Origin of the sequence: Glaciibacter sp. 2TAF33, assembly GCF_052114945.1 — a bacterium.
Lineage (GTDB): Bacteria > Actinomycetota > Actinomycetes > Actinomycetales > Microbacteriaceae > Cryobacterium.
Genome location: NZ_JBFRFS010000010.1, coordinates 139,092 through 162,146 on the forward strand (window position 1 = coordinate 139,092; position 23,055 = coordinate 162,146).

At 64.2% G+C, this 23,055-nt stretch carries 22 protein-coding genes; 13 read left to right on the forward strand and 9 right to left on the reverse strand.

The window, feature by feature from the left end; translation table 11 throughout:
- Positions 1-3: 3 nt before the first annotated feature.
- Entirely contained in the window at positions 4-1,575 is a 1,572-nt protein-coding gene (locus AB4Y94_RS12295; RefSeq protein WP_441728174.1) for an acyl-CoA carboxylase subunit beta, read from the reverse strand.
- Between the two features lie 253 nt (positions 1,576-1,828).
- Here AB4Y94_RS12295 and AB4Y94_RS12300 point away from each other — a divergent pair, with 253 nt between their 5' ends.
- Positions 1,829-2,761 (forward strand): biotin--[acetyl-CoA-carboxylase] ligase, encoded by a 933-nt coding sequence (locus tag AB4Y94_RS12300; RefSeq protein WP_441728113.1) that lies wholly within the window; start codon positions 1,829-1,831, stop codon positions 2,759-2,761.
- Between the two features lie 6 nt (positions 2,762-2,767).
- A complete protein-coding gene (locus tag AB4Y94_RS12305) occupies positions 2,768-3,370 on the forward strand; it encodes a PH domain-containing protein (protein WP_441728114.1) in 603 nt (200 codons plus the stop codon).
- Here the strand turns inward: AB4Y94_RS12305 and AB4Y94_RS12310 are convergent.
- Complete coding sequence (locus AB4Y94_RS12310; RefSeq protein WP_441728115.1) at positions 3,367-3,909, reverse strand: GtrA family protein; 543 nt, start codon at positions 3,907-3,909, stop codon at positions 3,367-3,369. The genes AB4Y94_RS12305 and AB4Y94_RS12310 overlap by 4 nt on opposite strands.
- Before the next feature lie 109 nt (positions 3,910-4,018).
- Between AB4Y94_RS12310 and AB4Y94_RS12315 the strand changes: the two genes are divergently transcribed.
- The 5 genes from AB4Y94_RS12315 (at position 4,019) to AB4Y94_RS12335 (ending at position 9,881) form a co-directional block, all read left to right on the forward strand.
- On the forward strand, positions 4,019-5,185 hold the full coding sequence (locus tag AB4Y94_RS12315; RefSeq protein WP_441728116.1) for a 5-(carboxyamino)imidazole ribonucleotide synthase: 1,167 nt from the start codon (positions 4,019-4,021) through the stop codon (positions 5,183-5,185).
- Positions 5,186-5,286: 101 nt separating this feature from the next.
- Positions 5,287-5,754 carry a 5-(carboxyamino)imidazole ribonucleotide mutase gene (purE, locus tag AB4Y94_RS12320; protein WP_441728175.1) on the forward strand — a complete coding sequence of 156 codons (468 nt, stop codon included), beginning with the start codon at positions 5,287-5,289 and terminating at the stop codon, positions 5,752-5,754.
- Positions 5,751-7,112: an LCP family protein gene (locus AB4Y94_RS12325; protein WP_441728117.1), complete on the forward strand. Its 1,362-nt coding sequence runs from the start codon at positions 5,751-5,753 to the stop codon at positions 7,110-7,112. The genes purE and AB4Y94_RS12325 overlap by 4 nt, the downstream gene beginning before the upstream one ends.
- An 8-nt stretch (positions 7,113-7,120) precedes the next feature.
- Positions 7,121-8,329 (forward strand): acyltransferase family protein, encoded by a 1,209-nt coding sequence (locus AB4Y94_RS12330; RefSeq protein ID WP_441728118.1) that lies wholly within the window; start codon positions 7,121-7,123, stop codon positions 8,327-8,329.
- 100 nt (positions 8,330-8,429) lie between these two features.
- On the forward strand, positions 8,430-9,881 hold the full coding sequence (locus AB4Y94_RS12335; RefSeq protein WP_441728119.1) for an FAD-dependent oxidoreductase: 1,452 nt from the start codon (positions 8,430-8,432) through the stop codon (positions 9,879-9,881).
- Between the two features lie 69 nt (positions 9,882-9,950).
- Here AB4Y94_RS12335 and AB4Y94_RS12340 read toward each other — a convergent pair whose 3' ends face one another.
- From AB4Y94_RS12340 to rfbB, 4 genes are all read right to left on the reverse strand, one after another.
- Entirely contained in the window at positions 9,951-10,604 is a 654-nt protein-coding gene (locus tag AB4Y94_RS12340; RefSeq protein ID WP_441728120.1) for a Pr6Pr family membrane protein, read from the reverse strand.
- Between the two features lie 61 nt (positions 10,605-10,665).
- Positions 10,666-11,838 carry a glycosyltransferase family 4 protein gene (locus AB4Y94_RS12345; RefSeq protein ID WP_441728121.1) on the reverse strand — a complete coding sequence of 391 codons (1,173 nt, stop codon included), beginning with the start codon at positions 11,836-11,838 and terminating at the stop codon, positions 10,666-10,668.
- Complete coding sequence (gene rfbD / locus AB4Y94_RS12350) at positions 11,835-12,686, reverse strand: dTDP-4-dehydrorhamnose reductase (protein ID WP_441728122.1); 852 nt, start codon at positions 12,684-12,686, stop codon at positions 11,835-11,837. The genes AB4Y94_RS12345 and rfbD overlap by 4 nt, the downstream gene beginning before the upstream one ends.
- Positions 12,687-12,851: 165 nt before the next feature.
- Positions 12,852-13,838 carry a dTDP-glucose 4,6-dehydratase gene (gene rfbB / locus AB4Y94_RS12355; RefSeq protein WP_441728123.1) on the reverse strand — a complete coding sequence of 329 codons (987 nt, stop codon included), beginning with the start codon at positions 13,836-13,838 and terminating at the stop codon, positions 12,852-12,854.
- Positions 13,839-14,002: 164 nt separating this feature from the next.
- On the opposite strand from rfbB, the gene AB4Y94_RS12360 reads away from it, so the two are divergent.
- Genes AB4Y94_RS12360 through rfbA form a run of 3 tightly spaced genes read left to right on the forward strand, consistent with a single transcriptional unit; the run spans position 14,003 to position 16,490 of the window.
- Positions 14,003-14,941, forward strand: a complete 939-nt coding sequence (locus AB4Y94_RS12360) for a class I SAM-dependent methyltransferase (RefSeq protein ID WP_441728124.1) — start codon at positions 14,003-14,005, stop codon at positions 14,939-14,941.
- Between the two features lie 47 nt (positions 14,942-14,988).
- Positions 14,989-15,600 (forward strand): dTDP-4-dehydrorhamnose 3,5-epimerase family protein, encoded by a 612-nt coding sequence (locus AB4Y94_RS12365; RefSeq protein WP_441728125.1) that lies wholly within the window; start codon positions 14,989-14,991, stop codon positions 15,598-15,600.
- Positions 15,601-15,602: 2 nt separating this feature from the next.
- Positions 15,603-16,490, forward strand: coding sequence for a glucose-1-phosphate thymidylyltransferase RfbA (gene rfbA / locus AB4Y94_RS12370; protein WP_441728126.1), 888 nt, complete (start codon positions 15,603-15,605; stop codon positions 16,488-16,490).
- Between the two features lie 2 nt (positions 16,491-16,492).
- Here rfbA and AB4Y94_RS12375 read toward each other — a convergent pair whose 3' ends face one another.
- Entirely contained in the window at positions 16,493-17,332 is an 840-nt protein-coding gene (locus AB4Y94_RS12375; RefSeq protein ID WP_441728127.1) for a glycosyltransferase family 2 protein, read from the reverse strand.
- A 228-nt stretch (positions 17,333-17,560) separates the two neighbouring features.
- On the opposite strand from AB4Y94_RS12375, the gene AB4Y94_RS12380 reads away from it, so the two are divergent.
- Genes AB4Y94_RS12380 through AB4Y94_RS12390 form a run of 3 tightly spaced genes read left to right on the forward strand, consistent with a single transcriptional unit; the run spans position 17,561 to position 20,703 of the window.
- Entirely contained in the window at positions 17,561-18,811 is a 1,251-nt protein-coding gene (locus AB4Y94_RS12380; protein ID WP_441728128.1) for a rhamnosyltransferase WsaF family glycosyltransferase, read from the forward strand.
- Between the two features lie 7 nt (positions 18,812-18,818).
- Positions 18,819-19,733: an NAD-dependent epimerase/dehydratase family protein gene (locus AB4Y94_RS12385; RefSeq protein WP_441728129.1), complete on the forward strand. Its 915-nt coding sequence runs from the start codon at positions 18,819-18,821 to the stop codon at positions 19,731-19,733.
- Entirely contained in the window at positions 19,726-20,703 is a 978-nt protein-coding gene (locus tag AB4Y94_RS12390) for a glycosyltransferase family 2 protein (protein ID WP_441728130.1), read from the forward strand. Before AB4Y94_RS12385 ends, AB4Y94_RS12390 begins: the two co-directional genes overlap by 8 nt.
- A gap of 51 nt (positions 20,704-20,754) precedes the next feature.
- On the opposite strand, the gene AB4Y94_RS12395 is transcribed toward AB4Y94_RS12390, so the two are convergent.
- A complete protein-coding gene (locus AB4Y94_RS12395; RefSeq protein ID WP_441728131.1) occupies positions 20,755-21,915 on the reverse strand; it encodes an ABC transporter ATP-binding protein in 1,161 nt (386 codons plus the stop codon).
- Complete coding sequence (locus tag AB4Y94_RS12400) at positions 21,916-22,842, reverse strand: ABC transporter permease (RefSeq protein ID WP_441728132.1); 927 nt, start codon at positions 22,840-22,842, stop codon at positions 21,916-21,918. It lies immediately after the preceding gene.
- Between the last annotated feature and the right edge of the window lie 213 nt (positions 22,843-23,055).

Consider the following 23,055-nt stretch of genomic DNA (forward strand, 5'->3'; position numbering starts at 1 on the left):
CGCCTAGAGCGGGATGTTCCCGTGCTTCTTGGGCGGCAGGCTGGCCCGCTTGGTGCGGAGCGCCCGGAGCGCCTTGGTGATCGAGACCCGGGTTGCAGCCGGCTCGATCACGCCGTCGAGCTCGCCGCGCTCGGCGGCCAGGAACGGGCTGGCCACGTTGTAGGTGTACTCGTTGGCCAGGTGCGTGCGCACCGCGGCGACATCCTCACCGGCGTCTTCGGCCTTCTTGATCTCGGCGCGGTACAGGATATTCACGGCACCCTGACCGCCCATCACGGCGATCTCCGCGGTCGGCCAGGCGAGGTTCATGTCGGCGCCGAGCTGCTTGGAACCCATCACGATGTACGCGCCGCCGTACGCCTTGCGCAGGATCACGGTCACCAGCGGCACAGTGGCCTCGGCGTAGGCGTAGAGCAACTTCGCGCCGCGGCGGATAACGCCGGTCCACTCCTGCTCGGTGCCGGGGAGGTAACCGGGCACGTCGACAAGGGTGAGGATGGGGATCGAGAAGGCGTCGCAGAACCGCACGAACCGGGCCGCCTTCTCGCCCGCCTCGATGTTCAGGGTGCCCGCCATGGCGTTGGGCTGGTTGGCGACGATACCGACCGAGCGGCCTTCCACCCGGGCGAAGCCGACCACGATGTTCGGTGCGAACAGCGGCTGGGTCTCGAGGAAGTCGCCGTGGTCGACGATGTGCTCGATCACCGTCTTCACGTCGTAGGGCTGGTTGGGCGCGTCCGGGATGATCGTATTGAGCTTGCGGTCGGCATCCGTTGTCTCGAGCTCGACCTCGCTGTCGAACACCGGCAGCTCGGCCAGGTTGTTGTCGGGCAGGAAGCTGAGCAGGGTGCGCGCGTAGTCGAGAGCGTCGGACTCGTCGCTGGCCAGGTAGTGCGCGACGCCGGAGACCTTGTTGTGGGTGAGGGCCCCGCCGAGCTCCTCCATGCCCACGTCTTCACCGGTGACGGTCTTGATCACGTCGGGGCCGGTGACGAACATCTGGCTGGTTTTGTCGACCATGATCACGAAGTCGGTGAGGGCGGGGGAGTAGACCGCGCCACCGGCCGCGGGGCCGCAGATGATCGAGATCTGCGGGATCACGCCGGATGCGGCCGTGTTGCGTCGGAAGATCTCGCCGTACTTGCCGAGGGCGACGACGCCCTCCTGGATCCGCGCTCCGCCGGAGTCGAGGATGCCGATGATGGGCACCCCGGTCTTCAACGCCAGGTCCATCACCTTGATGATCTTCTCGCCGGCGACCTCGCCGAGCGAACCGCCGAAGATGGTGAAGTCCTGCGAGTACACCGCGACCTGGCGGCCGTGGATGGTGCCGGTCCCGGTGACGACGGCGTCGCCGTATGGGCGCTTCTTGTCCATGCCGAACGCGTGGGTGCGGTGTCGCACGAACTCATCGAGCTCCACGAACGAGCCATGGTCGAGCAACTCGGCGATCCGCTCCCGCGCCGTCATCTTGCCCTTGGCGTGCTGCTTCTGGATGGCGGCCTCGCCACTTGCTGTCACGGCTTCGTGATAGCGCTCCTTGAGGTCAGCGAGCCGTCCGGCAGTCGTGTACATGTCGTTGGCCGAAGCGGGGGTGTTCTCAGTCACGCCGTTCACTCTACCGGCCAGTCCTTCCGGCCAACCGTTGACGATTGTCTACAAATCTGGCCGGGTTCGCTGGACGAATCCCTTGTTTCGGGCTCCATCCGGTTGTTGCGGCCCCCGCCCGTTTCACAATTCCTGCAATTCGAGCGGTTCGAGGCTCCAGAGTGCCCTTTTGGTCACTTTCCGAGAGAATTGCAGGAGTTGTGCACGGGAAGAGGGCCGCATGGATGTCACAGACCGCGAATTCGCGTTGAGCCGGGAGGCGGTCGCGCGCTTCGAATACCTGCCGGAGGCCGGGTCGACCAACGATGTGCTGGTCGAGCACGCCATGGGAACGGATGCCGCCGCCTGGCCCGACCTGTCCGTGGTCGTCACCGACAGCCAGACCCAGGGTCGCGGCCGACTCGGTCGCTCGTGGCTCGCCCCGACGGGCAAATCCCTGGCGATCTCGGTGCTGCTTCGCCCCTCGGTGAACCGGGAGCCGCTCGGCGCGGAGCATTTCGGTTGGTTCCCGCTCCTCGCCGGCGCCGCGATGACCATCGCCGTCCGCGAGGTGGTCGAGGCCGCCACCGCCACGGCCGCCGCAGCGGCTCACGCCCCGAGTGACGGCCAGCGCACTGGCAAGTCCAGCGGCAAGAAGAATCCGGCGCACAACGGCACCGAGCCGGAAGACGCGGCGCCGCGCCACGAGGTCACCCTGAAGTGGCCGAACGATGTGTTGATCGATGGGTACAAGGTCTCGGGCATCCTCTCGGAGCTGCTGCCCGGCGCCAACGGCCTCGTCGTCGGCGCGGGCCTCAATGTGGCACTCGACGAGCATGACCTGCCCACACTCACCTCCACGTCGCTGCTGCTGGTCACCGGCCGTGCCCCCGACCCCGACGCGGTCCTCGCCCGGTACCTGACCGAACTCGGCCGGCTCTACCGCCGGTACCTGGCGGCCGGCGGCGACCCGGTCGCCAGTGGACTGCGGGCAGAAGTCGCAGAACTCTGCGGCACCCTCGGCGAAGCCGTGCGGGTGGAGCTCCCCGGTGGCGCCGACCTGGTCGGCACGGCCGTTGACCTCGATGTGCACGGCCGATTGGTGGTGCGCGACCAGGCAGATAACGAGCTGCAGGCTGTCGCCGCCGGAGATGTGACCCACCTACGGTATTAATTGGATATGACGAATAGTGCTGGTGCGACCTATGGTGCGCCGGCCGCCGATCCTCCGGCCGAGCGCATTATCGCGCGCCTGCGTCCGCACGCCCGCGCTTTGTTCTGGCCGACCCTTCTGCTGCTCGCGGTATGTGGGGCCACGGGTTACTTCTACGGCAACCTGCCCGAGCGGTGGCAGAACGCCGCCGTCATCCCCGGCGCCGCGTTCCTGATCGTGGTCTTGTGGCTGCTGCCGCTGGTGTTCTGGCTGAACCGGCGGTACACGATCACCACCCGCCGCATCATCTTCCGCCATGGCTTCTTCGTGCGCACCCGGCAGGAGCTGCTGCACAGCCGCGGCTACGACGTGACGGTGCGGAAGTCCTGGCTGCAGTCGGCGTTCGGGTCCGGCGACGTGCGCATCAACTCGGGGATGGAGCATCCGCTCGTGTTGAAGGATGTGCCGAACGCCGACCTCGTGCAAAAGGCGCTGCACGACCTGATGGAAAGCTCGCAGACCATGATCGGCATTCGCCGCCAGGACCAGGCGGCCACCGGCCGGGTCTCCTCGGAGCTCGGCGATGATTCCGTGCGCTGGTCGACCCTGTCGAAGTCGCGCCGCCGTTAGGCGCCGGCCGACGGCGAGACCGTGGGGTTGGAGCGCGTGGCCACCTGCCGGGCACCGGTGCCGTCAGGCACAACGGATGCCGCCCGCCGGCTCGGAGCGAACACCCAGTACCGGTAGAGCACGAAGCGGAATACCGCCCCGAGGGCGAGGCCGATCACGTTCGACGAGATGTTGTCGGCCAGCACGCTGGTGTGGCCGAGGACGTAGTGGGTGAACCACAGGCAGAGCAGTCCGATCCCCATGCCCGCCAGGCTGACCGCGAAGAACTCGATTCCCTCACGCAGGGTCTGTGACTGGCGGTCACGGCTGAACGTCCAGTAACGGTTGCCGACCCAGTTCGCGAGGATCGCCAGCACGGTGGAGACCACTTTCGCGTAGATCGGGCCGGCATGCACCAGGTGCGGGTCGAAGACCGTAGTTCGCAACAGGTTGAACACGGTCACGTCGACCGCGAATCCGACCAGCCCGACGGCACCGAACTTGGCCACTTGGGCCAGGAATGGCCACAGGCGGTTGCGGTTCTCGGCGAGTGTCGTCATGTATCCGGTCCGGTCGCGTGCATCGACTCAACTGAGCAAAGATAGAACAAAGCGATCGGCAGTCTACGGCGCTGCCGGCGGCGCATCCTGAGATTTGCGTTATGGCGATATGAAAGCTCGCACAGAAATTGGTGAACACATGGCGACGATTGTTGGTGTCATCGGCGGAGGCCAGCTGGCCCGGATGATGATCCCCGCGGCGGTGAACCTCGGCATCGAGATTCGGGTACTGGCGGAGGACGAGGGGATGTCCGCCGACCTGGCGGCACTCGGCGTCGGCGATTACCGTGACCGCGATGTCGTGCTCGCGTTCGCCGAGACCGTCGACGTGATCACCTTCGACCACGAGCACGTTCCGCAGGAGATCCTCCGCGAACTGGTGGAACGCGGCGTGCCCGTGCACCCCGGCCCTGACGCACTGTTGTACGCGCAGGACAAGCTGCTGATGCGCCAGAAGCTCAGCGATCTCGGGCTGCCGGTGCCGGACTGGGCCCGGGTCGAGAACCCGGAACAACTGGGCGAGTTCCTCGCCGCTCACGACGGCCGCGCCGTGGTGAAGACGGCTCGCGGCGGCTACGACGGCAAAGGCGTGCGCGTCGTGTCGCACGCGCATGACGCCGACGACTGGTTCGCCGCGCTCGCGGAAGACGCCAACGGCGGGGCGCTCCTGGTGGAGGAGCTGGTGGACTTCCGGCGCGAACTGGCGCAACTGGTCGCACGCCGCCCCTCGGGCGAGATCCTCGCCTGGCCGGTCGTCGAGACGGTGCAGCGGAACGGCGTCTGCGCCGAGGTCATCGCCCCCGCCCCGGCTTCCGCGGGCAAGCTCGCCGACATCGCCGGCGACATCGCCATCGCGGTCGCCGAGGGCATCGGCGTCACCGGCGTCATGGCCGTCGAACTCTTCGAAACAACGGATGAGCGCCTGCTGGTCAACGAGCTGGCGATGCGGCCGCACAACAGCGGCCACTGGTCGATGGATGGCTCCACGACCAGCCAGTTCGAGCAGCACCTGCGCGCGGTGCTCGACCTTCCGCTCGGGGCAACCGGGGCCCGCGACCCGTGGACCGTCATGGTGAACATCCTCGGCGGCCCGGCGACCGGAACGCTGTTCGACCGGTACCCGGCGGCGCTGTCGGCGCACCCGACGGTGAAGGTGCACAACTACGGCAAGTCGCCACGGCCGGGCCGCAAGGTGGGACACGTCACCGCGGGCGGCGATGATCTGGACGATGTCGCCTACGAAGCGCGTGCCACTGCGGCCTTCTTTCAGGACTGACCCATAAGATCGACTGCGTGCCAGAGAACTCTCCGCAGTCCGACAGCGTGTCGGTAGACCCCGGAACGCCCAGCGCCGCAGCACCCGTGGTGGGCGTCGTGATGGGGTCTGACTCCGACTGGTCCGTGATGAGCGACGCGGCGCAGCTGCTCCGCGACTTCGGCGTCCCGTTCGAAGTGCAGGTCGTCTCCGCCCACCGCACCCCGCAGAAAATGATCGACTACGGAACGAGCGCCGTCGGGCGTGGACTCAAGGTGATCATCGCGGGCGCCGGCGGCGCGGCCCACCTCCCCGGCATGCTCGCGGCGGTCACGACCCTGCCCGTTGTCGGCGTGCCCGTGCCGCTCGGCCGCCTCGACGGCCTCGACTCGTTGCTGTCGATCGTGCAGATGCCGGCCGGTGTCCCGGTCGCCACGGTCTCCATCGGCGGTGCGCGCAACGCGGGGCTCATGGCAGTGAAGATACTCGCCACCTCCGACACCGGCCTGCAGGCCCAACTCGCGGACTACGCCGATTCCCTCGCGGCGCTGGTGGAGCAGAAGAACAGCGACTTGCAAACGAAGCTATGAGCAGCGTGAGCAGCCCGATCCGGCATCCCAATCTCACCTCGCCCCAGGTCATGACCCGGCGGGGCTGGTGGCTTGTCGTACTCAACGTCCTCATCCCGGGCTCCGCGCAGGTGCTCGCCGGCAGTCGCCGGCTGGGTCGGTTCGGGCTGGGCGCGACCCTCATGCTGCTGGCGCTCGCCCTCCTCGTCGGGGTGTCATACCTGCTCTGGCCCACCATGGTGTTCACGATCTTCACCAACACGATCGGCCTGTGGGTCGCCGCACTGGTGCTCGCGTTCTACGCCGTGGTCTGGCTGATCCTCACGCTCGACACCCTGCGGCTGGTGCGGCTGGTGCGCGCGGCGCCGAAGGCCAGGCCGCTGATCGCCGTCTTCACCACCATCGTCATGGTCGCGGTCTGCGGAACCGCCGCCTACGGCGCTTACGTCGCCACCACGGCCAGCGGGTTCCTGTCCTCGGTCTTCGTCGCCGGCCCCACCGAACCGCCGGTCGACGGACGATACAACGTCCTCCTCCTCGGCGGCGACGCCGGGCCCGACCGTGACGGCCTTCGCCCCGACAGCATCTCCGTGGTCAGCATCGACGCGGAGACGGGCAAAGCCGCGATGATCGGCCTCCCGCGCAACCTCGTCGACTTCCCATTCCCCGCTGATTCGCCCCTCGCCGCCGTATACCCGGAAGGCTATGGCGCGATCGACGGATGCGAGGTGGACGCCTGCATGCTCAACTCGGTGTTCACCGAGGTGGAATTGAAAAGCCCGGAGATGTACCCCAACGCGGTGGCCGAAGGCAGTGAGCCGGGGATCGAGGGCATGCGCGACGCCGCCGAAGGCATCACCGGCCTGACGATCCAGTATTACGTCCTCATCGACATGCAGGGCTTCGCCGATCTCGTGGACTCGCTCGGTGGCGTCGATGTCAACGTCACGGAACGCGTCCCGGTACACACCGACGAGACCTTCACTACGGTGGCGTTCTGGTTCGAGCCCGGCAAGCAGCACATGGACGGCTATCACGCCCTCTGGTACGCGCGATCGCGGCACGGCACGAGCGACTACGACCGGATGAACCGCCAGCACCAGTTGGAGGAAGCGATCCTCGCGCAGGCGAATCCAGCGAATGTGCTCACCAAGTTTCAGGCCGTTGCTGCCGCCGGTGCCCAAGTCGTCAAGACCGACATCCCGCAAGGAATGCTCGGCTACTTCGTCGACTTGGCTTCAAAGACCAAGAAACTACCGATCGTCCCTGTGCAGTTGACGCCTGAGAACAACATCGACCCTGAGGATCCGGACTACGATCAGATCCGTGCGCTGATCAGTGCCGCCTTGGCGCCACCGCCCAGCCCGTCAGCCGACTAGGAGGCCTCGTGACCAGTATCGGCCAGCCGAGCCTCGTCTTACCGCCATCGCGCCTCGGTGCACTGGATGGTCTTCGTGGACTTGCCGCCGCAGTCGTCCTGCTTCACCACACGCTCCTTCTGACCCCAGGGATTTCCGCCGTGTATTTGGGAGGGACCCTTCCAGGTCGGGATTCGCTCCTGTGGTGGCTCAGCTACAGTCCTCTGAAACTCGTCAGTGCCGGCGGAGAAGCCGTCGTCGTATTCTTCGTGTTGAGCGGGCTGGTCTTGACGCTGCCCGTGCTGCGCGCTGGAACCTTCAACTGGATGTCGTACTATCCGCGCCGAGTGGTGAGGTTGTTCATTCCCGTTGTGGCATCAGTCCTCCTGGCGGCACTGCTCATTTCGTTGGTGCCCCAAAACGCCTTCCAGTCAGGGGCAACCTGGCTGAACACCTACAGCATCCCCGCATTGACGTGGGACCGGGTCGTGCGTGGAGTGGATCTGCTCGGAGGGGACTTCCTCATCAACAACCCCCTTTGGTCGCTGCAATGGGAGTTGCTGTTCTCCCTAGCGTTGCCCATGTTCATCGTGGTGGCGGTGTGGGCGCGCAACTGGTGGCCTGCGGTCGTTGGCCTCTGCTGCATTGTCATGTGGCTCGGCACCCAGGCCGGATCAGGAGGGCTTACTTACCTGCCGGTCTTCCTGGTGGGTGCGGTAATCGCCACGAATCTCTCCCGGATCGAGTCGCTGGCGCGCCGCGTCAACCGCACCCGGTTGCGCAACCTCACGTGGACCGCGATCCTCGCAATTTCTGCCCTACTGCTGGTAGGCGCTTGGCTCACGGGTCCGCTTTCGCCGGAGTTTGCCTACGTCACCGGTGCGCTCCACGCACTCACGCCCCTTGCCGCCGGCGGGCTCGTGGTGTCGGCACTGGGCTGGCCGGCACTCGGACGGCTCTTGCGCGGCAGGCCACTGAAGTACCTCGGCTCGATCTCGTTCAGCCTTTACCTCATTCATGTCCCGGTTCTGATTTTCACGAGCCATCTGCTCCGGGGCATGCCGCAGGCCGTCGCTATGGTTATCGGTCTGGTCCTGGCGGTCATCGTTGCCATCTGCTTCTATTGGCTGGTCGAGTCACGCAGCCACGGTTGGTCGCGCGACATCGGCGGGTGGGTCACTCGTGTCATGCACAAGTCGAGCGCGTCGGACAGCGAGAAGACGGCTTCCATAGTGTGACGAACGGCAGCTTGGGCGCTGGCACCCGTTGGGGCGCGGCCACGGCGAGCCGCCGTTGGCATCCGCCCCCGCCCCCGGCTACAGTGACCGAGGGATGACTATGAAGCGGCGAACCTTTCTGCTCGGAACGATGTCGGGGCTCACGGTCCTGGCCGTCGCCGCCTGCACGCCTGAAAAGCCCACCCCCAGCCCCACCGCCACGGCCACCCCGAACCCGCCGACCGGCAACGTGCCGAAGCCGAGCGCCTTCCAGCGGACCTCATGGTCCACCGACCCCTTCTCCCGTGGCGCTGCCAGCTACCAGACTGTCGGCTCCAGCCCTGAGCAGCGCACCGCGCTGACCGAGCCGGTCGAGGACCGCGTCTTCCTCGCCGGCGAGCATACCGATGCCACCAATCCCGGCACGGTGCAGGGCGCCCGCGCGTCAGGCCGCCGTGCCGCCGGGCAGGCCATCAGCGCGGCCGGTGCAGGAGAGCGGATCGCCGTGGTCGGCGCGGGCATGGCCGGCGCGACGGCCGCCCGTGTGCTTGCCGATGCCGGCTTCAACGTGGTGGTCATCGAGGGCAGGGAACGCTCCGGGGGCCGCATCCACTCGGTCGAAAGCAACGACTGGCCGTTTCCGATCGACCTCGGAGCGGAATGGGTGCGTGAATCGTCGAAGAACACCCTGGTCGACGACCTCGTGCAGCTGGGCGTTGACGTGGCATCCTTCACCGTCAACCCAGAGCAGCGCACCGGCAGTGGCGCATCCGTTGAACCGAAGACGACCGGCCCCGATGCGGTGACTGCCGCGATCGAGTGGGCAGTCGCCCAGCCGGCCGATGTGTCGATCGCGGACGCCCTCACCGGCTCAGGCTCCGACAAGGTGACTACGGATCCGGATGATGCCGGCGTCTCGGATGCCGACCGCCTCGCTACCTACGTGACAACGGATGTCGTGGCGCCGACCGGCGCCAACGCCAGCCAGTTGTCCTCCTGGTACGCCGGCGATCCCACACTGAGCCACGAGGACGACCGATTCGTCACCGGCGCGTTCGACGCCGTCGTCTCTGCGCAATTGGAGGGATTGGACATCCTCCCGAACAGCACTGTCAGCGCGGTGACCTACTCCGAACAAGGTGTCAGCCTGCGGCTCTCGCGTGGCGAGTCGCTCTCCGCCGACCGGGTGATCATCACGGTGCCGCTCGGGGTGCTCCAGTCGAACTCGATCGATTTCGACCCACCGCTCCCGTTCGCTCACCGCGGCGCGATCGGCTCCCTCGGCATGGGCCTGCAGGAGAAGCTGGTGCTGCGTTTCGATCAGCCCTTCTGGTCGACGGACGCGACGGTGTGGACGATTGTCGGCGGGGACCCGGCGTATCCGCTCTGGTACAACCTGATGCCGCTCACCGGCGAACCGGTGCTGGTTGCGCTGGTCGGGGGAGACGCGGCGAAGGCCCAGGCCAAGGGCAGCGACGACGACGCTCTGAACGGTGCCCTCGCGAACCTGGAGGCCTTCTTCGACCCGGCGGCGACTGGCACGCCGACGCCGACGCCGACGCCCACGCCCTAGCCTTCGGTGGTCGAGCCCGGTAGTCGAGCCCCGGTCTCGACGGGCTCGACCACTGTCTCGACCATGGGGTCAGCGCAGCCGCCGGCGCCCCCACCGTTCCCGGAGATGCTCCAGTCTCGGCAGGCGGCTGATTGCCAGCAGCAGCGCCGTGATCCCGGTGAAGATCGCGATGATGGCGCACAGGTAGAGCCCGAATTCGAACGGGATCTCGACGATTGCCGGGTCGAGGAAGAAGTACGGGTACCAGTACACGAACGTGCCGCGGATCATCGTGAACACCACCCATACCGACGGGAACACCAGTACCCACGGGATCGTCTTCCACGGTGCGTCGCGACCGGGCGCGAACAGCCAGTCCAGCAGGGCGAAGCCGGGAAGCCAGAAGTGCAGAATCTGGCTCGACCACGGCGACCACACCGGAATCCCCCGGAGTGTCCCCTCGACCAGGATGAATCCGAACACAATTCCCGACACCACCATGAACGTGGTGGCGATCAGGCGCACCATGTCCAGCCAGAGCGGGTCGACCGGCTGGCGGAGAGCATTGACGGCGGCGAGAATGAACACCGCGATGCCGAGGATCATGCTCTGCACGGTGAAGTAGCTGAAGAAGTTCCCGATGGCGAACGGGCTGGTGCCGAGGGTGTAGTTGAAGTCACCGACCAGCGCCACCACTCCGGTGAGGGCGGCGAGTAAGCGGGCGGCACCGAAAATCCTACGCACCCGAAACACCGGTCCGAGCCGTGATGCGACGCCATGCGTTCATGTCTGCATCCCGGGGGCCTCAGAGGTCAGCGTGCAGCTGCCATACTCGCTCGGCAGAGTCCCGCCAGTTGAAGGCCTTGGCGCGGTCGCTGCCGACAATTCTGAGGCGGTCGGCCAGGGTGGTGTCCTCCAGCACCCGGTTCAGTGCCTCCAGCAATCTTCCCGGGTACCCGGGAGCGTCATCGCGTTCGACGACAAGGCCGGCCTCGCCGCCCGTCTCCACGAGCGCCGGCGCATCGGAATGGATCACCGGGGTGCCGAAATGGAATGCCTGGATGATCGGCAGCCCGAACCCCTCGTCGAGGCTCGGGTAGACGAACACCGACGCCCGCGCCATCACCACGGCCAGTTCGGCGTCGCTCAGCCCGGGCAGCGCGCGTACCCGCCCGGGCGGGAGCCCGGCCTCATCGGCAACGGATGCGAGTTCGATTTCGCCCCATGAATCCGGACCCAGCACGATCAGCGGAACGTCGGGTGCGCCGGGCATGCCGAGCGCGGTGATCAGCGACGTGATCGCCTTCCGAGGCTCGAGCGTCCCCGCGGTGAGGATGTACTCCGCGGGCAAGTCCAGCGCCGCGGCCTGGGCTGAGATGAGCGCTGCGCCGTCGGTTGAGCGCGGGTCGAGCGAGCCCGACGGCAGACGCATCGCGCTCGGAACAGCCATGCCGATCACCCGCACCCGGTCGCCGAAGTCAACGATGAGTGCCAACTGGTCGGCCACTGCATGGCTGGGCACGACGACCGCGTCGGCGTGCTTCCGGGCGCGCTTCATCATGCTCTTGGTCCAGGCAACGGTGGTCGGCGTGAGGGATTCCGGGTGTGTCCACGCCAACACGTCGTGCACGGTGACGGCCACCTGGGTGCCGTCATTGAGGATGTCGTGCTTCCGCAGCGGCGCCAGCAGCCCGGGGGAGTGGATCATGCCCGGCCCGGGCGAGGTCGTCACGCCCAGTTGCCACGCCCTGGCCAGTTCCCGGCGCGACAGGGTGGTCTTGTACAGCGAGGCGAGGCCCGGCAGCGCAGTCTCCAGGTACTCGTATTGCTCATGCGGCGATGAGGAGACAATCCCCTCGACGACGCAGTCCTTGGGTGCTGTCGCGATGAGGGCTTTGGTGAGCTCCTCGGTGTAGCGGCCCAGGCTCCCGGGCACTGGCGCGACCATCTGGTCGACGACAACCCGCAGCGTGATCATGACCCTCCAAGGACTCCAGCGGCCGCTGCCTCGTCCAGCGCCAGTTTCCAGTCTCGCATCGGTTCGATCCCGGCGCGCTGCCAGGCGTCATGACCGAGCACCGAATATGCGGGCCGTGGCGCGGGGCGCACGAACTGGCTGCTGTCGGTCGGCAGCACCCGCTCCGGGTCAAGGCCGCCCGCTGCGAACACCGCGCGCGCGAAGTCGTACCAGCTGGCGATGCCGGAGTTGGTGCCGTGGTAGACGCCCGCCGGGGCGTCCGAATCGAGCAGCAGCACGATGTGCCGCGCGAGATCCGCCGTCCAGGTGGGCTGGCCGAGCTGGTCGTCAACGACGTTGACCGTTTCGTGCGAGCCCGCCAGCCGCAGCATGGTCTTCGCAAAGTTCGGTCCGTGCGCGCCGTAGAGCCACGCTGTGCGCACGATGTAAGAGCCTGCCGGGTTCTCCTCGAGTGCGAACTGCTCGCCGGCGGCCTTGGTGCGGCCGTACGCCGAGATCGGGTCGACGGGCGTGTCTTCCTGGTACGGCGTCGTGGCGTTGCCGTTGAACACATAGTCAGTGGAGACCTGCACAAGTTTCGCCGAACCGGCGGATGCGGCACGGGCCAAGTTTCGTGCACCGACGGCGTTCACGGCGTACGCCGCGTCCTCGTTCGACTCCGCATCGTCGACCTTCGTGTAGGCGGCCGCATTGATGATCACGTCGTGGCCGGCGACGGCATCCGTTACCGCTGCGAGGTCGGTGACGTCGAGGTCGGCGCGACCCAACGCGGTGAACGAACGCCCGTCGAGGGCGGCCTGCATGTCGCGTCCCAGCATGCCGGTGGCCCCGGTGATGAGGTATTTCATGTCTCTCCTAAACTCTGGCAACACTGGGGCCGCCCACATTGGTGAGCCCCGTCGACACCGCGGCGATGGAGCCTGTCGAGATCGGTGGTCGAGCTTTGTCGAGTGCCGTGATCGAGCGTGTCGGGCGGTGATCGAGCGTGTCGAGATCCAGCTCGATCAGTCGCGTCAGTTCAGCGCCGCGCGGGCCTTCAGCGGCTCCCACCACTCGCGGTTGTCGCGGTACCACTGCACCACGTCGGCCAGACCTTGTTCGAACGGGACCTGTGGCAGGTAGCCCAGCTCAGCCTGGATCTTGGAGATGTCCACCGAGTAGCGCAGGTCGTGGCCGAGGCGGTCGGTCACGCGGTCGACATACGACCAGTCCTTGCCGGTGGCGTCGAGGAGCAGCTGGGTGAGCTCCTTGTTGGTGAGTTCGGTGCCGCCACCGACGTTGTAGATTTCGCCGGCGCGGCCGTTCACCAGCACCATGGCGATGCCGCGGGTGTGGTCGTCGACGTGCAACCAATCACGGATGTTGTTGCCCTCACCATAGAGCGGAACGTGCTTGTCATCGATCAGGTTCGTGACGAACAGCGGGATGACCTTCTCGGGGAAGTGGTAGGGCCCGTAGTTGTTCGAGCAGCGCGTGATCGACACGTTCAAGCCGTGGGTGCGGTGGTAGCTGCGGGCGAGCAGGTCGCTGCCGGCCTTCGACGCGGAGTACGGCGAGTTCGGTTCAAGCGGCCGTTCCTCATCCCATGAACCTTCGGCAATGGAACCGTAAACCTCATCGGTCGAGACATGCACGAAGCGCTTGAGGTTGTTGCGCAGGGCCGCGTCGAGCAGCTGCTGGGTGCCCAGCACGTTGGTCTCGACGAAGATGGAGGCGTCGCGCACCGAGCGGTCCACGTGGGATTCGGCGGCGAAGTGCACAACCGCGTCGATGTCGGTGAACAGCTGGTCGAGCAGGGCGCCGTCGCGGATGTCGCCCTTGATGAAGCTGTACCGGGGGGAGTCGGCGACGGATGCGAGGTTGGCCAGGTTACCGGAGTAGGTGAGCGCGTCGAGCACGACGACATCTGCGCCTTCCAGCCCGGGGTAGGCGTCTTCCAGTGTGCGGCGAACGAAGTTCGAGCCGATAAAGCCGGCGCCGCCGGTGACGAGGATCTTCATAGGTGAGGTAACCGTTCCGTTCGCTTGTGGGCCTCAGCGATTCTATCGGACGGCATTCTGGGAACTCCGTTCGCGATTAGTTGTTGATCCCGTCGGGAGCTGGAAAGCTGGACTTCACCAGGGAAGCACCGACTTTCCACGCAATGACGCACGGGGAGCCACCAATGACCGAATTTCCGACAGTACTTGAACCGACGAGCGGGGCCAGCACCGTGAACAGTGAACCGTGGATCAGCGACGTGTCGTACTGGATGCCGCGCCACGTGGTCGACTCGGCCTGGCTTGAGCACGCGCCGTTTGCGTATTGGCTGGTTGACGCGATCCGACCGGCATCGATTGTCGAACTCGGTACGCACAACGGATTCTCATATTTTGTGTTCTGCGAGGCGATACGCCGGTTGGGCCTCCGCACGAAGGCCTTTGCCCTCGACAGCTGGGAGGGTGACGACCAGGCGGGTTTTTACGGTGAGGACGTATTCGAGAGCGTCACTGCAATCAACTCCGCCGAGTACTCCTCGTTTTCAAGGCTGTTGCGCGGCTATTTCGACGACAGCCTCGGCTCGATCCCCGATGCCTCCGTCGATCTCCTGCACATTGACGGACGCCATGGGTACGACGACGTTCGTCACGACTTCGAGGCGTGGCTGCCAAAGCTCACCGACCGTGGAGTCGTGATCTTCCACGACATCGCGGAACACCAGGAAGGCTTCGGCGTCTGGCAGTTCTGGGCCGAGGTATCCCGTCAGTTCCCATCCTTTGACTTCACACACAATCACGGGCTCGGGGTTCTCGCGGTCGGCACCGACGTTCCCGAGCGCTTGCAGTCCCTTGTCGACGCCTCGGCCGATCACCGCGACGACATCCGAGCCGCCTACGAGGCGTTGGGGGCTGCTGTCACCCGCCAACATGCGCTCGAGGCGGCCCTGAGCGAGGCTGCGTCGTTGCGTGGCGAACTCGAGAAGGCTCAACACGAGGTTGCGGCTCGTGATCAGTCACTGGTCGGACTCGGGGCCGAAATCAACGAGCTCCGGCAGAGCACCAGCTGGAAAGTCACTGGACCGTTGCGCAAGGCCAGCGATGTCATTCATGGACGTCGAGGTTGACCGGCACCCGGCTCAGTTGCAAAAGACCTAATTGGTAGACTTGACCAGTGCTCATCCGTGAACTGAAAATCCCCGACTCTTATGAGATCACCCCCAAGCAGTTCGGCGACGACAGAGGCGTATTCCTCGAGTGGTACCGCTTCGACAAGCTTGAGGAGACTATCGGGCACTCTTTGAACCTTCGTCAGGCGAATACGTCGGTATCGAAACGGGGTGTGGTGCGCGGTATCCATTTCGCCGACATTCCGGTGGGCCAGGCCAAGTATGTTACGGCCGCTCATGGTGCTGTTCTCGACTACGTGATCGACATTCGCGTCGGCTCACCGACCTTCGGACAATGGGACACGGTGCTGCTCGACGACACTGACCGGCGCGCAATCTACATTGCGGAAGGCCTCGGCCACTGCTTCGTGGCACTGACCGACAACGCCACCGTGAGCTACCTCGTGACGGACGTGTTCAACCCGTCCCGTGAGCACGGCATCAACCCGCTCGACCCCGATGTGGCGCTGGTATTCCCGCCAGAAGCTGGCGAGCCCCTGCTCTCTCCGAAAGACACCGACGCGCCGGGACTCTCGGCCGCCGCAGCAGCCGGATCGCTTCCCGCCTGGGCCGCAACCCGGGCCTTTTACCAGTCGCTCAACAACGGAGGCAACTGACCATGCGCGGAATCATCCTGGCCGGCGGTTCGGGTACCCGGTTGTGGCCGATCACCAAGGGCATTTCCAAGCAGCTGATGCCCATCTACGACAAGCCGATGATCTACTACCCGTTGTCGACGCTGATGATGGCCGACATCAACGAGATCCTCATCATCACGACCCCCGAGTACAACGAGCAGTTCCGCGCCCTCCTCGGTGACGGGTCGGCGCTCGGCATCAGCATCGAGTACGCCGTGCAGCCGTCGCCGGATGGCCTCGCCCAGGCGTTCATCATCGGCGAGGAATTCATCGGCGACCAGAGCGTTGCGCTCGTACTCGGTGACAATATCTTCCACGGTGCCGGACTGGGCGCCTCATTGCGCGGCAACGCCGATCTCAAAGGGGCGCGTATCTTCGCGTACCACGTCAGCAACCCCACGTCCTATGGTGTTGTCGAGTTCGACGAGTCCATGACCGCACTTTCCATTGAGGAGAAGCCGGTCAAGCCGAAGAGCAACTACGCCGTTCCCGGACTCTACTTCTACGACAATTCGGTGGTGGCGATCGCCAAGACTATCAAGCCGAGTGCGCGCGGGGAATTGGAGATAAGCACTGTCAACGAGCGATACCTCGAGCAGGGCACGTTGCACGTGCAGGTGCTCGACCGCGGAACGGCGTGGCTCGACACGGGAACCTTCGAATCGATGATGCAGGCCTCAGAGTATGTCCGCGTTATTGAGGATCGCCAGGGCTTCAAGGTCGGCTGCATTGAGGAGATCGCCTGGCGAGCTGGGTGGATCGGTGACGGACAGCTTCGGATTCTGGCCGAACCGCTCAAGAAGAGCGGATACGGGCGGTACCTCGTCGGGCTGGTCTCCGATGGCGGTTTGGATTCACGCGAAAACTGAGATCAGGGCGTGCGCTGGCCTCGCGCCAGGAGCCGGAGCCGCAAGCTCAGGCCGGCCTTGAGAACCCAACGGACGGGCGCAAGAAAAGGACCGGAGTACTTCTTCTCCAGATAACGGTAAGCGCTGTCGTGGTGGGCGCGAAGCATCTTCTCCGATTCTGTGCTGGTGGAGTGAGCCCCCGTGTGGACCACCGTCGCACTCGGCGTATACACGTTCTTCCACCCCGCCTTCCCCAGCCGGTACCCGAGATCCACATCTTCGAAGTACATGAAAAATCCTTCGTCGAACCCCTGCACCTCCTCGAATGCCGTGCGCCGCACCAGGAGGCAGGATCCCGAAAGCCAGCCAACGGACCGCCGGGCGTCCCCACCGTCGCTTCCGGCCCGATACGCCCGCGTCCAGGGATTGTCCGGCCAGATTCGGGCAAACAGCGCATGGCCGACGCCGGTACGCAGGGAGGGAAGTTGTCGTCCGGACGGATAGGTGCTGCCGTCGACGTTGAGGACGCGAGGTCCCACGGAACCCACCTGGGTGTCGTTGGCGATCACGTCGAGCATCGCACTCGTCGCTCCGGGGTGCAGTTGCACATCCGGGTTGGAGATCAGGACATATTGAACCTGCGCCGGTAGCATGGAGATCGCGGCATTGATCGCACCGCCGTAGCCGAGGTTGGAAGCCATTTCCACCAAACGGCTCTCGTATGTGCGGGTGATCCCTCTGACAGCGTCCAGATCCGCCGAGCAATTGTCGGCGACGATCACCGGCATGGCGACGTCTTCACTCGTGCGCACCGAATCGAGAAATCCCATGAGATGGGTGCTCGAGTTGTAGGTCACGGTCACGACGACGGTGGACTCGAGGAGAGGATTTGACATCACCCTCAAGCATACCTTTGGACCGTGAGAGCCTCGGCGACCTGTCCTCGGATGCTGAGCCGCGGGGCGGAGCGGTGCCGATTGGTACACTTGCATGGTTATGCGAACTCTCACTGAAAACACTCTGTCGGCACAAGCGAGAGGCACCTTGTGAGCATTGTGAGCCGGAGCGCCCGAATCCTGAGGGAAGAAGGCGTGGGGAGCCTGGTCGCCAAAGGTTCGCGTGCCGCGATGAGACCGGTCCGCGTCTTGCGGGCTGAGGGGCCACGTGCGTTCGCCGCGCGGAGCCTCGCCAAGGCGAGCCAGAAGCTGACGGTGTACAAGCCCATCATGTTGGTCAGGGCTGATGAAGCCGCGCGCCTGGACTGGACGCAGCCGTCGGAGTGGCGCACTGCGCCGATTTCGGTCCAGGAGGGCCCGGTCGACATAGCCTGGATCATGTCGCCCCCTGGCCTTGAGAGTGGCGGACACCAGAACCTGTTCAGGTTCATCGATTTCGCGGAGAAGGCTGGTCACCGCTGCACGATTTACCTGTATACGACGGATGAACACCCGGTGAGCATCACCGACATCCGCGCGATGTTGCGTACCGCTTCGGCGTATCCCGAGGTCGCGGCGGACATTTCGATGTACGACCCGAGCCGAGGCGTACACGCGGGAGCCGAAGCGATCTTCGCCACCGGTTGGGAGACCGCTTACCCGGTGTATCTCGACAAATCGGCGGCACGACGCTTCTATTTCGTGCAGGACTATGAGGCCAGCTTCTACCCGCTGGGGACTCAGTCGCTGCTGGCCGAGAATACTTACAAATTCGGCTTCCATGGAATCACGGCTGGTAGCTGGCTCGCGCACAAGCTCGCATCCGAATACGGAATGACCACGGACCACTTCGACTTCGCCGTTGACAAGACCCATTACAGCGTGACGAACTTCGGCCCGCGCAACGAAGTGTTCTTCTACGCCCGACCGGTTACGCCGCGCCGGGCCTTTGAGTTCGGGCTTATGGCGCTGGCGGAATTCGCGAGGCTCAAACCTGATGTTCGCATCAACCTGGCCGGCTGGGACGTCTCCAACTGGGACATTCCGTTCACTTACACGAATCTGTCGAGCCTCGACATTTCAGAACTCAATTCGGTTTACAACCGCTGCGCAGCAGGCTTGGTCCTCTCATTGTCCAACATGTCACTTCTCCCGCTTGAGTTGCTGTCCAGCGGTGTGACGCCCGTAGTGAACGACGGGCCCAACAACCGTATGGTGTCCGACAACCCGTACATCGCCTACGTCCCGCCGTCTCCCATCGCGATTGCTCGGAAACTTGCCGACGTGATCGATCACCCCGAAGCCGTTGAGCGTTCCACCGCCATGTCAGAATCGGTGCTCGCGGTCAACTGGCAGGACTCTGGACGCCAGTTCCTTGACTCGTTTGAAAGGGTCATGCGTGGCTAAGGCGGTCGTGATCGGCGCGAATGGTTTCATCGGTTCACACCTCGTCGATGCCCTCGCTTCCGCCGGTCATGAGGTAACCGCCTTCGACCGGTTCAGCTCAACAGTGCCGACCTTCACCGCGACCTCACCCAGAATCATGGTTGGGGAATTTCTCAGCCGGTCTGACCTCGAAGAGGCCGTCGCCGGACAGGAGTACGTATTCCATTTCCTGTCGACGACCACCCCCGCCACGGCGGAGAGCGACCCGACACTGGATATCCGCACCAACCTCGCTCAGACGGTCGAGCTTCTGGAGACGTCGGTCGAAGCGGGAATTCAGCGCTTCTATTTCTCCTCGACCGGAGGGGCGATTTACGGCCCCCAGGGCAAGTCGGATTATTCGGAGACCGATCGCGCCCTCCCGATTTCACCGTACGGAATCGGCAAGCTTACGATCGAGCATTACCTCGACTACTTCCGAACCAAGCACGGCCTTAATTCGACATCGTTTCGCGTGTCGAATCCGTACGGGACCAGACAAAAGCCGAACCGGAAGCAGGGGCTCATCCCTATCGCGCTCCGACAGATTGCGCTCGGAAGCCCCGTGGTTCGGCTGGGCGATGGATCCATGGTCCGCGACTATGTCTACGTCGAAGACCTCGTGCGCATGATCATCCCATTCGTCGGCACGCCGACCCGATACGACCTTTACAACCTCGGCAGCGGCAAGGGCTACTCCGTCAATGAAGTGATCGATTCGCTGCGCCGCGTAACCGGGGTTGACTTCCCGATCGAGGACCACCCGCGGCCTCTCACCTTCGTGGACCGTGTCGTCCTTGACACTTCGCGGTACCGCGACGAGTTCGGTGAGGCACGCCTGACAGCACTGGACGACGGTGTCCGTTTCGTCTACAACGAGATCCAGGAACAAATTGATGCCTGAAACCCCACGCGCCACTGTAGCCATCCTGACCTACAACGGAGCGGACTACATCGAGCGAATCCTCGAACAGGTGACAACGCAGGAGCTGCAGGGGAGCGTTGAAGTACTCGTCATCGATTCGGGGTCGACCGACGGCACACTCGCCGCTGTTGCTCGTTTTCCGACGGTTCGCCTGCACAAGATCGCGAACGCCGACTTCGGCCATGGCAAGACGCGAAACCTCGCCGCTGAATTGGCGCACGGCGAGTTCATCGCATACTTGACTCACGATGCCGTACCGGTTTCCAACCGTTGGCTGTACGAGCTCTTGAAACCGTTCGAACTGGATGACCGGATCGTTGCCGTCATGGGAAAGCAGGTGCCCAGAAGCCGTTGCTTCCCACTGCTGAAGTATGAGATCCAAGGTGTTTTCGCTGGCTTCGGACCCGATTTTGGAACGTCGATCTTCTACAAGGACTCGTTTGTGCAAAGCGAAGGCGTCCTCAACGCCATCGGGTTCTACTCTGACGTCAACTCAGCGGCTCGCCGTGAGTTCCTCCTCAACACGATTCCGTATCGCGACGTGCGGTATGCCGAGGACCAGCTGTTCGGCAAGGACCTGATCGAGGCCGGCTATCACAAGGCGTACGCAGGTCGGGCGGCTGTCGAACACTCAAATGATCTGACCAGGGCCGAGTACCGCCGTCGTATCTTCGATGAAACCGTCGGTCTTCGCCAAATCGGATTTTTGATTCCCGAGATGTCGGGCCGGGATCAGCTGCGCCTGACTATCCGTGGTATTGCAGGCGACACGCTGAGAATCCTGCGCGACAGCGACTTCAGCCGGAAACGGAAACTCTACTGGTTGATCGTGAATCCCCTCTATCAAGTCACCAAGTGGAGAAGCTACCGGTCGTCCACACTGGTTGACCTCGCCGACGACGAAGCTCTTCGCGCCGATTCCCTGGAGCACAGCCGAAAGACCGCCTGATGCTCGAGAGACCCGGCTGCGGCCGTTGTGAAGAGGACGGGCGAGGCTGGACTAGTGCGCGACCACTGTCGGCTCGAGGCGCAGTATGCCGTGCCCGATGGCGGTAGGGGGCATATCGAAGCTGGCGGACGCCGGCGCTTGGTCCCAGTTGGTTCCCGATCGGTTGCCGAGTCCGAAGTTGAAGATGTATTTGCCGGCGCCGGCGCTCACGTTCGGAAATGTGAAGGTCACATCGTGGACGCCGCGCACGTTGGGGAGCGACACATCCATGTCGAAGGTGGTTACCGCGTAGAGGGTGGCCCCCAACGGGGTGTCGATGGACAATCCGATGCCCCAATCCGGTTGCGGGTCATGAATCTCAACCCGAACATCCACTTCGATGTCCACCCCACGCTCCGTCACGTGCGTTGTGGCAGTTACCGACTCGAACATGTACGGCGGAGTCGTCGACGCCAGGTGCGGGTCGGCCTTTCTGTCGGTCTCATATCCGTCGCGCAGGATCCGGATGCCCTCAGCAGGGTCGCCGTCGTGAAGCACGAGTCCGCCGTGCAGCACCATGACGCGGTCGCAGAGCGTGCCGACTTGGTCTGCCGAATGGCTCACGAGGACAATCGTGCGCCCTTCGCTCTGGAACTGGGCGATCTTCTGCATGCATTTGCGCTGGAACGGCTCGTCGCCCACCGCGAGCACTTCGTCGACGAGGAGGAGATCCGGGTTGACGTGCACTGCGACGGCGAAGGCAAGGCGCACGTACATACCGGAACTGTAAAACTTGACCTGCGTGTCGATGAACGATTCGATTCCCGAGAAATCAATGATTTCGTCGAAGACTTTCTCGGTCTCAGTCCGCGACAGGCCCAGGATGGCGGCGTTGAGGTAGACGTTCTCCCTGCCGGTGAGATCCTGGTGGAATCCCGCTCCCAGCTCGAGGAGGGCCGCCAACCGTCCTCTGCGAGCAACCGTACCCGTGGTCGGTTGAAGGATTCCGCCGATCACCTTGAGCAGCGTGCTCTTGCCTGAACCGTTGTGCCCGACCAGCCCCACGGTGGTCCCCAGATGGATATCGAAGTTCACATCCCGCAGAGCCCAGAAATCGTCACGGTGCTTACGCGAAGTGCTGAAATTCACGATGCGTTCTTTGAGCGACTTGTCCTTGTGGAGGATGAAGCGTTTGGAGACGTCGTCCAGTCGGACCAGGGTGGGAGAAGTCATTTAGAGCTCCTGGGCGAAATTGCCCTGTAGTCGTGAGAAAAGCCGTTGAGCTAGCCATAGCAGCACCAGGCTCGCCGCCAGCGTAAGAAGCAATCTCAGTTCGAGGTTCGGCGGCCAGGCCTGCTGCAGGGCCCCTGTGGCGGAGCTGCCCGCCTCCCAGAGTGCCTTCTGCATGGCGATGATGACTATCGTCACGGGGTTCGCCAGGTAGAGCTGTTCCAGCCAGTTCCCGTGCAGGGCGTTGTGCACAAAGGTGAACGAGTACACCACGGGCGACGTCCAGAAGAGCACAACGAGCGCGATCTCGACGAGGTGCTCAGTGTCGCGCAGATAGACGTTGACGGCGGAAAGCACGAGCCCGATCGCCGTCGCGAAAGCGACAAGTGTCACGACGGCGACGGGAGCGAGCAACAGGCGCGCATCAGCGGGAAAGTGCGACACGACGGCGATAGCGACAAGTAAGACGACGACCTGCACGAGGAAGTTGAATAGCGCCCCGCCGACGGAGCTGAGAGGGAAGATCTCCCGAGGAAGGTACACCTTCTTCACAAGACCGGCATTGGCGAGCATGGAGGTTGTGCTGCTCGAGACAATCTCGCTGAACAAACTCCACACTGTCAGCCCGATGAAGACAAAAATCGCAAAATCAGGGACAGCGCGGGCTGCACCCAAAATCTGGCCAATGGCGAAGTAGTAGATGAGCAGCTGGACCAGCGGCCGGAAAAGGCTCCAGACGATCCCGAGGGAGCTGTTCTTGTAGCGGGCCTTGACCTCACGCCGCACGAGCAGCCCGAGAAGTTCCCGCTGGCCCCAGATTTCCGCCAGGGACTTCGAACTTCCCTTGATAAAGCCCGAGCTCTGTCCTATCAGCTCGAGTGGCTCTGCTGCGATTGTCGCTGCGCGCGTGCGGGCGTCAGCCTCCATCATGCTCATTTCTGGTCAGGTCGACCGCCCACTTTGTTCGGGGCCTCCGAAGATCCACCAGGATTCGGGCCGGTCTCATTCGTCCATATAGGGAACAGCGTTGATTCTAGGTGAAATATCTGTGTGCTGGCTTCTGACCATCCAACGCATCAGGGCGATAGTCTATTCAGAGCCGTGTCAGCGGCGACAGCATGTTGGGGGTGGGCGTGAGGGGAC